The 10,804-nt window shown below is 69.8% G+C and carries 4 protein-coding genes, 1 tRNA gene and 1 rRNA gene; 5 read left to right on the top strand and 1 reads right to left on the bottom strand.

Going from position 1 to position 10,804, the window contains the following annotated elements; genetic code table 11:
* The 3 genes from rrf to DEP02_RS08605 form a co-directional block, all read left to right on the top strand.
* Positions 1-93 (top strand): 5S ribosomal RNA (gene rrf / locus DEP02_RS08615); the annotation flags it as partial.
* 114 nt (positions 94-207) lie between these two features.
* Positions 208-888, top strand: a complete 681-nt coding sequence (locus DEP02_RS08610; RefSeq protein WP_198668350.1) for a DegT/DnrJ/EryC1/StrS family aminotransferase — start codon at positions 208-210, stop codon at positions 886-888.
* Positions 889-929: 41 nt separating this feature from the next.
* Positions 930-1,005 (top strand) — tRNA-Thr (locus DEP02_RS08605).
* 58 nt (positions 1,006-1,063) lie between these two features.
* Here the strand turns inward: DEP02_RS08605 and DEP02_RS08600 are convergent.
* Positions 1,064-3,817, bottom strand: coding sequence for a SpoIIE family protein phosphatase (locus DEP02_RS08600; RefSeq protein WP_112466754.1), 2,754 nt, complete (start codon positions 3,815-3,817; stop codon positions 1,064-1,066).
* A gap of 373 nt (positions 3,818-4,190) precedes the next feature.
* Here DEP02_RS08600 and DEP02_RS08590 point away from each other — a divergent pair, with 373 nt between their 5' ends.
* Complete coding sequence (locus tag DEP02_RS08590; protein WP_112466753.1) at positions 4,191-9,719, top strand: HAMP domain-containing protein; 5,529 nt, start codon at positions 4,191-4,193, stop codon at positions 9,717-9,719.
* A gap of 291 nt (positions 9,720-10,010) precedes the next feature.
* A complete protein-coding gene (locus DEP02_RS08585) occupies positions 10,011-10,691 on the top strand; it encodes a response regulator (protein WP_112466752.1) in 681 nt (226 codons plus the stop codon).
* Positions 10,692-10,804: the final 113 nt, after the last annotated feature.

Here is a 10,804-nt window from a genome sequence, read left to right as displayed (position 1 = left end):
ACGCTCGGTCACATTCCGAACCCGGAAGCTAAGCCTCACCGCGCCGATGGTACTGCAGGGGGGACCCTGTGGGAGAGTAGGACACCGCCGAACAAATCTTCAGAGGGTTGGACCCAGAACTTCGGTTCTGGGTCCAACCCTTTTTTGTTTTCCGTCACTTGACGTTCACATCGTTCAACCAGCATCCGTCTCATGGGTATTGCTGCACTGCTCAGGGCCGCCGGAGTCGGAGCCGGTGACGAGGTCGTCGTGCCGGCGTTCGGCAACGCGGAGGTCGCCGAGGCCGTGACTCAGGTGGCTGCGCTGCCGGTGTTCGCCGACATAGACCCGGTGGCGTACTGCCTCGACCCGTTCGCCGTCGAGGCCGCCGTAACCCCCCGTACGGCGGCCGTTGTTGTCGTACACCGCTTCGGCCGGTCGGCCGACATGGAGCGGCTGCACGAGGTCGGCCGGCGGCACGGGGTGCTGGTGCTGGAACAGGGGGAGTCGGAGGCGCCGTACGACGAGATGGCGCAGCGCCGGGAGCATGCCGCCTATCTGGATGCGAAGCTGCGGGGCGTGCGGACGCCGGACGGGGGCGACGGGCACACCTATCAGCAGTACGTGGTACGTGTCCCCGGGAACGGCCGGCCGGACCGGGACGCCTTCGCACGAGCCATACGGGCCAAGGGAGTTGACTGCCGAGTGCCCGTGAAGACACCCCTGCACCGGCTGCCCGGGTTCCGCCGGTGCGTGTCCCTGCCGGAGACCGAGCGGGCCGCCGAGGAGACGCTCGCGCTGCCGGTGCACGCCTCGTTGACGCGGCGGGAGATGCAGCGGATCGTTTCGGCGTGCAATGCGCTGGGTGGCCCGATCGTGGTTGGGAGCACGGCTCTGTTCGGGGTATGATCTATTCCGTTGCCGCGAGGGAAACCTCGAAAAGGCGACTGGCCCCTATAGCTCAGTCGGCAGAGCGTCTCCATGGTAAGGAGAAGGTCAACGGTTCGATTCCGTTTGGGGGCTCCAGCAAAGAGGCCCTCGCCCCATCCGGGCGAGGGCCTTTCGCATGTCTTCCCCGCCCGCCCTATGTGTGCAGGCCCGGGACACGCATGGCGAGAATCGCCATGTCGTCGGACGGGGCGTCCGAGGCGAAGCGCTCCACCGCGCGCATGATGCGGGCGGCCACCGCGCCGGCCGTCAGGCCCGTGCAGGTGGTGAGGACGTCGGCGAGACCGTCGTCGCCCAGCATGCGCGCGCCCTCGCGGCGTTCGGTGACGCCGTCCGTGACGCACAGCAGGACGTCGCCGGGGTCCAGCGTGACCGTCTGCTCGTACAGTTCCAGGTCCTCCATGACGCCGAGGAGGGGCTGGGGCTCGGCGGCCGGCTCGACCGTGCCGTCCTGGCGCAGGCGCAGCGGCAGCGGGTGGCCGGCACAGACGACCTTCAGCTGGGCGCTGCCGTCCTCCTGCGGCCACAGCTCGCCGTACAGAAGCGTGAGGAAGCGGCTGCGGGCGCCCTCGTCGAGGATGGCGGAGTTCAGGCGCTCCAGCACCGCGGGGCCGCCGAAGCCCTCGCGGGCCAGCAGCCTGAGTGCGTGCCGGGCCAGGCCCGTCACCGCGGCTGCCTCCGGTCCCGTACCGCAGACGTCGCCGATGGCGAAGCCGTAGGCGCCGTCCCGGATCGGGAAGAGGTCGTAGAAGTCGCCGCCGACCTCGTTGCCCTCGCCGGCCGCGCGGTAGATGACCTCGACCTCCACGCCCTCGACGTCGGGGAGCCCCGGCGGCAGGAGGCTGCGCTGGAGGGACTGGCTGATGGCCGTGCGCTCCGAGTACAGGCGGGCGTTGTCCAGGGCGAGGGCGGCGCGGCGGCTCAGGTCCTCGGCCAGTTCCAGGATCTCCTGGCGGAAGTGCTCGTCGGCGGGCTTGCCGAGGGTAAGCATGCCGATGACGCGGTTGCGGGCGACCAGCGGCAGGACGACCGTCTCACCGCCGACCGCGGAGGCCGTGGCCAGCGTCGGTCCGATGGTCGTACCGATCCGGTGGTGCGAGTCGCCCAGGCTGAGGCTGCGCATGGAGGTGCGCAGGGCCGCCTGGTGGGCGGCCTCGCCGGGCGCGTTCCACACGCGGGCGCCGGGGGCGGGTACCGGGTCCGGCGGAGCGATCTTGGACAGCAGGGACTTGATGCCGTCGATCAGGTCCTCGTCCTCGTGCAGGACGTAGGACAGATAGGGCTCGGAGGCCTGGTCGGCGATCGTGTAGACGGCGCACCAGGTCGCCAGGGTGGGGACCGTCATCTGGGCCATCAGGGCGAGGGTCTGGTCCCGGTCCAGGGTGCCGGCCAGCAGGTCGGAGGCCTCGACGAGGAAGCTGAGGGAGCCGCGGCGCAGCCGTTCCAGCTCGCCCAGGCGGGCCGACTCGACGGCCAGGGCGATGCGGTCGGCGGCGAACTGCAGGCGCAGCGCCTCCTCGTTGGAGTATCTGCCGGGTGCCTCCGCGGCGACGCCGAGGGAGCCGGTGAGGCGGCCCTCGACCTTCAGCGGGACCGTGACGACCGAGCGCATGCCGGTGCTGTTGAGGAGGGGGACGGCGCCGGGGACGGCGGTGAGGTCGTCGTGGACGGCCGGCATGCGGGCCGAGCCGTAGCGGCCGGGGCCGGCCTCGACGGGGACGCGGGCGAAGCGCTGGCGGGCGGAGGGCAGGCCGGTGGAGGCGCGGACCTCCAACTCCGTCTCGTCGTCGGTGGCGAGGAGGAGGAAGGCGGCATCGCCGTCGAGCATGTCGCGGGCGCGCTCGACGGTGCGCTGCAGCAGGCCGTCGAGGTCGTCGGGGGCGGGGGAGCCGATGAAGACCTCGAAGGGGTCGGTGCTCGGGCCCTCGGGGGCGCCGCCCGCATCGGTGGTCGCCGCCGGGCGCAACGGCGTCTGCAGTACGGCCCGTTCGTGGTTCCGGACGAGCAGACAGACCGTGGAGGGCTCGCCGCCCGTGTCGCGGACGCGGAGGTGGGAGGCGTAGACGGGGATGACGCGGCCGTGGGCGCCGCGGATGCCGTAGCTGCCCTCCCAGCGGGAGAGCCGGAGCGCCTCGGCGATGCCCGTGCCGGTGCCGGGGGTGTGCGGCCAGGCCGCGAGGTCGGTGAGCGGCTTGCCGGTGACCTGCTCGGCGGCGTAGCCGAAGAGTTCCTCGGCGTCCTCGTTCCAGGCGGTGATGGAGCCGTCGCGGTCGATCTGGACGACGGCCACGCGGACCCGGCCGTCGGCGAGCGGGAGGAGGTCGGCGGGCAGGGCGGGGCCGGCGGCGCGGGTGCCGACCGGGCGCTCGGGCAGGTCCAGCTGGAACCAGACCTTCTTGTGCGTGGGCGTGTACTCCACGCCCCAGTGGCCGGCCAGGGCCGCGCACAGCTGCAGGCCGCGGCCGCCCTCGCGGTCGGGGCTGCCCATGTTGACCGCGGAGCTCTGGACCGGGATCTCACGCTCCGGATAGCGGTCGGACACCTCGATCCGCACTCCGTCGTCACTGCGCAGGCACAGAACGTCGGCGGCCGTGCCGGCGTGGACGACCGCGTTGGTGACCAGTTCGCTGGTGAGGACCACGGCGTCGTCGACGATGTCGCCGAAACCCCAGCCCTGGAGGGTGTCGCGGACGAAGGACCGGGCGGTCGCGACCGATCGCCCCTGGGGCTCGAAGCTGGCGGCCGCGCGCGCGGTGATCACAGAACTCCTCGTCCGGTTGTCGACGTGCAGACCCAGGTGGCCGACGGGCTCGCGCCGCTGCTCCGGCAGTTGCGGGCCCTTCGGCCGTGGCTCCGGGGACTGTCCCTCGGGGATCACTCCGGTGGTCATGTTGCGGCCGCCCTCCATGCCCGCTCGTTCCCGTGCCACCGCCCAGGCCGGACGGACCGGCGTGGCTGGACAGCCCCATGCAAGGTTACTTACCTTCGCGGTCCATGCGGATGCCGGTCGGCTGTGATTCCGCCCGGAGGGTGTGCGGAGGGTTGCGAAGCTGCCGAAGTGTTATGGCCTGGTTCGGCAGGGGTGAAACACTGGGCAGTCTTCTGGCGAACGTCGGAGCAGGCTGAGTGTGTTCTCCGCACCCGGGGCAGCAGTCCTCGGTGTGGCCTGATTACATCGGGCGGACATACGCAGCAGTAACTGGTACGCCGAACAGCAGTACCGGGGCACAGCAGCAACGGTCGACCCCTGCGGGAGGGACACAGTGGAGTCTGACGCAGCGGCGCGGGGCACGAAGACGCGCGCGAAAGGCGGACAGTCCCTGAAGAACCAGCGTAAAACGCGCAAGGGGACGACAGAGGTGGACACGGCCGCCCTGGACCGACTGCTGGCCGCTCTGGTGTCGATGCGCGACGGCAACTTCCGCAAGCGGCTCACGGTGTCCGGGGACGGCGTGATGTCGGAGATCGCGGCGGTCTTCAATGAGGTCGCCGACCGCAATCTGCATCTGACGGGCGAGTTGTCGCGCGTACGGCGCATGGTGGGGCGCGAGGGGAAACTCACCGAGCGGCTGGAGACGGGTGCCTGCGAGGGCTCCTGGGCGAGTGCGATCAACAACTCCAACGCGCTCGTCGACGACCTCGTACGACCCGTCTCCGAGGTCGGCCGGGTGCTCTCCGCGGTCGCCGAGGGCGATCTGTCGCCGCGCATGGAGCTGCGTACGCAGGTGCCGGAGGGGACCGGGCAGCCGCTGCGTGGCGAGTTCCTGAAGGTCGGGCGGACGGTCAACAACCTGGTCGACCAGTTGTCGACGTTCACCGACGAGGTCACGCGCGTGGCCAGCGAGGTGGGCACCGAGGGCAAGCTGGGCGGGCAGGCGCGGGTGCGGGGTCTGTCCGGTTCCTGGAAGGACCTCACCGACTCCGTCAACACGATGGCGTCCCGGCTGACCGCGCAGGTGCGGGACATCGCGCTGGTCACCACGGCGGTGGCCAAGGGTGACCTGTCACGGAAGGTCACCGTGCATGTCGCCGGCGAGATGCTGGAGCTGAAGAACACCGTCAACACGATGGTGGACCAGCTCTCGGCCTTCTCCTCCGAGGTGACGCGGGTCGCCCGTGAGGTGGGCACGGACGGCATCCTCGGCGGTCAGGCGCATGTGCCCGGGGTCGATGGCACGTGGAAGGAACTCACCGACTCGGTGAACCTGATGGCCGGCAATCTGACGGCCCAGGTGCGCGGGATCGCGCAGGTCACCACCGCCGTCGCCAACGGTGACCTGTCGCAGAAGGTGACCGTGCCCGCGCGCGGCGAGGTCGCGCAGCTCGCCGAGACGATCAACCAGATGACCGAGACGCTGCGGATCTTCGCGGACGAGGTCACGCGCGTGGCCAACGAGGTCGGCGCGGAGGGTCGCCTGGGCGGTCAGGCGAACGTGCCGGGCGTGGCCGGCACCTGGAAGGACCTCACCGACTCCGTCAACACGGTGTTCCGGAACCTCACCACGCAGGTGAGGGACATCGCCGCCGTGACGACGGCCGTGGCCAACGGTGATCTGTCGCAGAAGGTCACCGTCGACGTGGCCGGCGAGATGCTGGAGCTGAAGAACACCGTCAACGGCATGGTGGACCAGCTGTCGTCGTTCGGTGCCGAGGTCACGCGGGTGGCGCGGGAGATCGGCGTCGAGGGCGAGCTGGGCGGCCAGGCACAGGTGGCGGGCGCTGCGGGGACGTGGAAGGACCTCACCGACTCCGTCAACACCGCGTTCCGCAACCTCACCGGACAGGTGAGGAACATCGCCCAGGTGACGACGGCCGTGGCCAACGGTGACCTCTCGCAGAAGGTCACCGTCGACGTCTCCGGCGAGATGCTGGAGCTGAAGAACACCGTCAACACGATGGTGGACCAGCTGTCCGCCTTCGCCGACCAGGTCACCCGGATGGCCCGGGACGTGGGCACGGAGGGCCGCCTGGGCGGCCAGGCGGTGGTGCCGGGCGTGTCCGGTACGTGGAAGGAGCTCACCGACTCCGTCAACTTCATGGCCGGCAACCTCACCTCCCAGGTGCGGCAGATCGCCCAGGTGACGACGGCGGTGGCCCGCGGTGACCTCTCGCAGAAGATCGACGTCGACGCGCGCGGGGAGATCCTGGAGCTGAAGAACACCATCAACACGATGGTCGACCAGCTGTCCGCCTTCGCCGACCAGGTCACCAGGGTCGCCCGCGAGGTGGGCACCGAGGGCCGCCTGGGCGGCCAGGCGCAGGTACCCGGGGTCGCCGGTGTGTGGCGGGACCTCACGGACTCCGTGAACGGCATGGCGGGCAACCTCACCGCCCAGGTGCGCAACATCGCCCAGGTCGCCACCGCCGTGGCCCGCGGTGACCTCTCGCAGAAGATCACCGTGGACGCGCGCGGGGAGATCCTGGAGCTGAAGAACACCCTGAACACGATGGTCGACCAGCTCTCCTCGTTCGCCCAGGAGGTCACGCGGGTGGCCCGTGAGGTGGGCACCGAGGGCATCCTCGGCGGTCAGGCCGAGGTCCAGGGTGTCTCCGGCACCTGGAAGGACCTCACGCAGTCCGTGAACTTCATGGCGAACAACCTGACCATCCAGGTCCGCAACATCGCCGAGGTCACGACCGCCGTCGCCAAGGGCGACCTGTCCAAGAAGATCACCGTCGACGCCAAGGGCGAGATCCTCGAGCTCGTCACCACCGTCAACACGATGGTGGACCAGCTCTCCGCCTTCGCCGAGCAGGTCACGCGGGTGGCCCGTGAGGTGGGCACCGAGGGCATCCTCGGCGGTCAGGCGCACGTGCCGGGCGTCGTGGGCATCTGGAAGGACCTCAGCGACAACGTCAACCTGATGGCGAAGAACCTCACCGTGCAGGTGCGGAACATCTCCCAGGTGGCCGCCGCCGTCGCCAACGGCGACCTGACGCGGACGGTGACGATCGAGGCGCGCGGTGAGGTCGCGCAGCTCGCCGAGACCTTCAACACCATGGTGAAGACGCTGAGTTCGTTCGCGGACCAGGTCACCAAGGTGGCCCGCGAGGTGGGCACGGACGGCATCCTCGGCGGTCAGGCGCACGTATCGGGCGTGGCCGGCACCTGGAAGGACCTCACCGAGTCGGTGAACCAGATGGCGTCCAACCTGACCGGTCAGGTGCGCAACATCGCCATGGTCACCACCGCCATCGCCAAGGGCGACCTGACGAAGAAGATCGACATCGACGCGCGCGGGGAGATCCTCGAGCTCAAGACGACCATCAACACGATGGTCGACCAGCTGTCGAGCTTCGCCGAGGAGGTCACCCGGGTCGCCCGCGAGGTGGGCACCGAGGGCCAGCTCGGCGGTCAGGCACGTGTGCGTGACGTCGACGGCACCTGGCGGGACCTGACCGAGTCCGTGAACGAGATGGCCGGAAACCTGACCCGGCAGGTGCGCGCCATCGCGCGCGTGGCGACCGCAGTGACCCGCGGCGACCTGAACCTGAAGGTCGACGTCGACGCGTCCGGCGAGATCCAGGAACTGCAGGACACGGTCAACAAGATGATCGCCAACCTGCGTGACACCACGATCGCCAACAAGGAGCAGGACTGGCTCAAGGGCAACCTGGCCCGGATCTCCGCGCTGATGCAGGGCCGCCGCGACCTCCAGGACGTGGCCTCGCTGATCATGAGCGAGCTGACGCCGGTGGTCTCCGCGCAGCACGGCGCGTTCTTCGTCGCGATGCCGCTGGTCGACGGCACGGACCTCGGCGGCGAGGACGAGGACGAGGACGCGTACGAGCTGCGGATGCTGGGCTCCTACGGCTACTCGATGGGCTCCATGCCGACGTCGTTCCGGCCGGGTGAGGCGCTGATCGGGACGGCCGCGCAGGAGAAGCGCACCATCCTCGTGGGGGACGCGCCCAGTGGCTACCTGAAGATCTCCTCCGGGCTCGGCGAGGCACCGCCCGCGCAGGTGATCGTGTTGCCGGTGCTGTTCGAGGACACGGTGCTCGGCGTCATCGAGCTGGCCTCCTTCACGCCGTTCACGCACATCCAGAAGGACTTCCTGAACCAGATCGCGGAGATGATCGCCACCAGCGTCAACACCATCTCCGTCAACACCAAGACCGAGCAGCTGCTGAAGCAGTCCCAGGAGCTGACCGAGCAACTGCGCCTGCGGTCGGAGGAGTTGGAGCAGCGGCAGAAGGCCCTGCAGTCGTCCAACGCCGAACTGGAGGAGAAGGCCGAGCTGCTGGCCCAGCAGAACCGCGACATCGAGGCGAAGAACTCCGAGATCGAGGAGGCCCGGCAGGTCCTGGAGGAGCGCGCCGAGCAGCTCGCCGTCTCCATGCGCTACCGCAGTGAGTTCCTGGCCAACATGTCGCACGAGCTGCGTACGCCGCTCAACTCCCTGCTGATCCTGGCCAAGCTGCTCGCCGACAACGCCGAGGGCAACCTCTCCCCGAAGCAGGTGGAGTTCGCCGAGACCATCCACGGCGCGGGCTCCGACCTGCTCCAGCTGATCAACGACATCCTGGACCTGTCGAAGGTCGAGGCGGGCAAGATGGACGTCTCCCCGACGCGCATCGCGCTCGTCCAGCTCATCGACTACGTCGAGGCCACCTTCCGCCCGCTGACCGCGGAGAAGGGCCTGGACCTGTCGGTGCGGGTGTCGCCGGAGCTGCCCGCGACCCTGCACACCGACGAGCAGCGGCTGCTGCAGGTGCTGCGCAACCTGCTGTCCAACGCGGTGAAGTTCACCGACTCCGGGTCGGTGGAGCTCGTCATCCGTCCCGCGCGGGACGACGTCCCGCAGACCATCCGGGAGCAGCTGCTGGAGTCCGGCTCGCTGACCGACCCGGACGCGGCGCTGATCGCGTTCTCCGTCACCGACACCGGTATCGGCATCGCGGCCAGCAAGATGCGGGTGATCTTCGAGGCGTTCAAGCAGGCCGACGGCACCACCAGCCGCAAGTACGGCGGTACGGGCCTGGGGCTGTCCATCTCGCGGGAGATCGCGCAGCTGCTCGGCGGCGAGATCCACGCGCAGAGCGAGCCGGGACGCGGTTCGACGTTCACGCTGTACCTGCCGCTGCACCCGGGCGACCTGCCGCCGCAGGGCTACCAGCAGCTCGGCTCCGTCCTGGACGTCGGCGAACTGGTCGCCGCGCCTGAGCCGGACCCGTCCGAACAGGGCGCCGCGCGGGCGGCCGCCCAGGTCGAGACGCCGGCGGAGGTGAAGTCGTACCAGGAGACGCAGAACGGCCCCGCCGCGCTCTTCCGGCGCCGCCGCAAGGCCCTGCCCCCCGCCGACCAGCGGCCGGTGCAGCAGGGCCGGCCGGGGCAGCCGTCGCAGGAGCAGTGGGCGGCGGGGCCGGCCGAGGAGGCGGACACGGTCGAGCAGGGGGGCCGGAGCATCCGGTTCGGCGGCGAGAAGGTGCTCATCGTCGACGACGACATCCGCAACGTGTTCGCCCTGACCAGTGTGCTGGAGCAGCACGGGCTGTCCGTGCTGTACGCCGAGAACGGCCGCGAGGGCATCGAGGTCCTGGAGCAGCACGACGACGTGGCGGTCGTACTGATGGACATCATGATGCCCGAGATGGACGGCTATGCGACGACCACGGCGATCAGGCGGATGCCGCAGTTCGCCGGGCTGCCGATCATCGCGCTGACCGCGAAGGCGATGAAGGGCGACCGGGAGAAGGCGATCGAGTCGGGCGCCTCCGACTACGTGACCAAGCCCGTCGACCCCGATCACCTGCTCACCGTGATGGCACAGTGGATGAGCCGGGAGTGACGGCAGGCCGGTGACGGGAACCTTCCGGGTGCGCGCGGAGTTGTTGGCTCGGGGTGCCCGAAGCCGTGTAGAAGTGCGGGATTCGGGGAACCTTCTGGTCTCCCGCCGCGTTTCTGCCACGTGCACAGTGACATCACGGTGACAGGGTGTGGCGACGGGCGGGGTGCGGCTACGATGACCGGCACAAGGACGGGCGGCGCAAGGGAGTCGTCCCCCGGGGCGGCGCCCGCCGGTGCCTCCCCGATTCCTGCGGACAGGGGCGGCCCCACGCCGGGGCGAGGAGGGCGGGCCATGGTGCAGAAGGCCAAGATCCTCCTGGTCGATGACCGGCCGGAGAATCTGTTGGCGCTGGAGGCCATCCTCTCTGCGCTCGATCAGACGCTGGTGCGGGCATCGTCCGGGGAGGAAGCGCTCAAAGCACTGCTCACGGACGACTTCGCGGTCATTCTGCTGGACGTCCAGATGCCGGGCATGGACGGTTTCGAGACGGCCGCGCACATCAAGCGGCGGGAGAGGACCCGGGACATCCCGATCATCTTCCTCACCGCGATCAACCACGGACCGCACCACACCTTCCGTGGCTATGCGGCCGGCGCGGTGGACTACATCTCCAAGCCGTTCGACCCGTGGGTGCTGCGCGCGAAGGTCTCGGTGTTCGTGGACCTGTACATGAAGAACTGTCAGCTGAAGGAGCAGGCGGCCCTGCTGCGGCTCCAACTGGAGGGCGGCGACAAAGGCGGAGTCGGCGACGGCAAGGAGCCGGCCGGCCTGCTCGCCGAACTCTCCGCCCGCCTCGCCGCCGTCGAGGAACAGGCGGAGGCCCTCTCCAAGCAGCTCGACGACGAGTCCGCGGACGCGGCGGCGGTGGCCACGGCAGCCCACCTCGAGCGTAAGCTGACGGGGCTCAGGCGGGCCCTGGACGCGCTGGAGCCGGGGACGGGGAGCACCTCGCCGGTTTCCCCCCAGGGGTGAGCCGGGACCGCCAACCGGGGCTGGGCACGGGCACCAAGCGCGCGGACCCGGCGAAGGACGACTGCCATACGGTTCCTTGAGGGCGCGTCAGTTCGGCGCCTCTCCGTGGGCGA

Origin of the sequence: Streptomyces triticisoli (assembly GCF_003270085.1) — a bacterium.
Lineage (GTDB): Bacteria > Actinomycetota > Actinomycetes > Streptomycetales > Streptomycetaceae > Streptomyces > Streptomyces triticisoli.
Note: the sequence above shows the minus strand (reverse complement) of the source record. Positions and strands in the feature narration are given on the sequence as shown.

Bases quoted from the DNA above. Each gene is read 5' to 3' on its own strand.
- DEP02_RS08600 (WP_112466754.1), bottom strand. From the start codon at position 3,817: ATGACCACCGGAGTGATCCCCGAGGGACAGTCCCCGGAGCCACGGCCG.
- DEP02_RS08585 (WP_112466752.1), top strand. From the start codon at position 10,011: ATGGTGCAGAAGGCCAAGATCCTCCTGGTCGATGACCGGCCGGAGAAT.